Consider the following 1,480-nt stretch of genomic DNA (forward strand, 5'->3'; position numbering starts at 1 on the left):
CTCATGATCTGGACGCCTGCTTGTGGCGCTGGCGCATCAGCGGCGCGGCGAGCGCCAGAAGCACGAAGGTCGCGACCAGCAGCACGACGCCCATGGCGCCGCCACGGCCCCAGTTGAGCAGGCTGAGCACCTGGCTCTGCACCAGCGTCGACAGCATGGTGCTGCGCGGGCCGCCGAGCAGGGCCGGGGTGATGTAGAAGCCGAGCGACAGGATGAAGACGATGATGGCGCCGGCGAAGACACCGGGCAGCGACAGCGGCAGATAGATCTGCAGGAAGGCACGCGCCGGCCGCGCGCCGAGGCTGCGTGCGGCCTGGACGAGGCGCAGATCGATGCCGCGCATGACCGAATAGAGCGGCAGGATCATGAAAGGCAGCAGCACCTGCGCCATGCCGATGACCACGCCGGTCTGCGTGCGGATCAGCTTCACGCCGTCAAAGCCGAGCAGCCTGATCACCGAATTGATGATGCCGGAATCCTGCAGCAGGATGACCCAGGCCAAGGTGCGCACCACGCCGCTGACCCAGAACGGCACCAGCACGCACAGGATGAGGACGAGGCGCAGGCGCGGCCCGACCGCCGTCATGAGATAGGCGTAGGGATAGGCGGCGATGACGCAGACGATGGTGACCCAGGCGGCGATGGAAAAGGTGCGCCACAGGACCGTGACGTTCACCGGCGTGGAAAAGAACCAGACGTAATTCTGTAGGCCCCAGGCCGGGTCCGAAAAACTGCGCAGCGTGACGGTCAGCAAGGGATAGCCCATCGCGGCGATGAGCAGGAGCAAGGCCGGCATCGCCAGCAGCGAAGGATAGGCGGCAAGGCGCAGGCGCCGCTGCGGCCCCTGCACGGCACCTGCCGGCCGGGGATGATCACCCCCGGCCGTCGGCGTATGCGATGTCTGGTTCACGCCGTCACCTTGGCGGTAGCCGGCTCAGTTGCCGGCCATCAGCGCCGTCCACTTGTCGGACGCGGTGGCGAAGTTGGCGACCCAGAACTTGATGTTCTGCTGGTAACCGAGCTTGGCGTGGTCCGGCGTGTTGGTCAGGAAGGCGCCGACGGATGCGTCTACCTTCGGCTGAGCCTCGCTGTTGATCGGCGAGTAGGACGTCTGCTCGGTCAGGATCTCCTGCGATTTCTTGCCGAGATAGGCGTTGATCAGCGCGTAGGACGCATCGGTGTCCTTGGCGCCGACCGGGATGGTCAGCTGATCCATGACGACCAGCCAGTCCTTCCACACGGGCGTGTAGGCAGCGCCGTTCTTGACCGCCGTCATGGCGCGGCCGGTCCACATGATGATCATGTCGGCCTCGCCGGATTCGGCGAGCTGCTGGGATTCGGCGCCGGTCTTCCAGAAGATGGTGTCCGGGCCGATGGCCTTGATCTTGGCGATGCCCTTGTCGATGTCGGCCGGCGTCATGGCGTCGACCTTGCCGCCGTCGGCCAGGATGGCCTGTTCTATCAGGCCACCGATCGGGCT

2 protein-coding genes are annotated in these 1,480 nt (G+C 65.9%); both read right to left on the reverse strand.

The window, feature by feature from the left end; all coding sequences use genetic code 11:
* Position 1: 1 nt before the first annotated feature.
* On the reverse strand, positions 2–910 hold the full coding sequence (locus tag EN935_RS35695; RefSeq protein ID WP_109660211.1) for an ABC transporter permease: 909 nt from the start codon (positions 908–910) through the stop codon (positions 2–4).
* Between the two features lie 24 nt (positions 911–934).
* Positions 935–1,480, reverse strand: a 546-nt coding sequence (locus EN935_RS35700) for an extracellular solute-binding protein (RefSeq protein ID WP_127374208.1), incomplete at its 5' end; no start/stop codon positions are given.

It is taken from the genome of Mesorhizobium sp. M7D.F.Ca.US.004.03.1.1, from assembly GCF_003998635.1.
Taxonomy (GTDB): domain Bacteria; phylum Pseudomonadota; class Alphaproteobacteria; order Rhizobiales; family Rhizobiaceae; genus Mesorhizobium; species Mesorhizobium loti.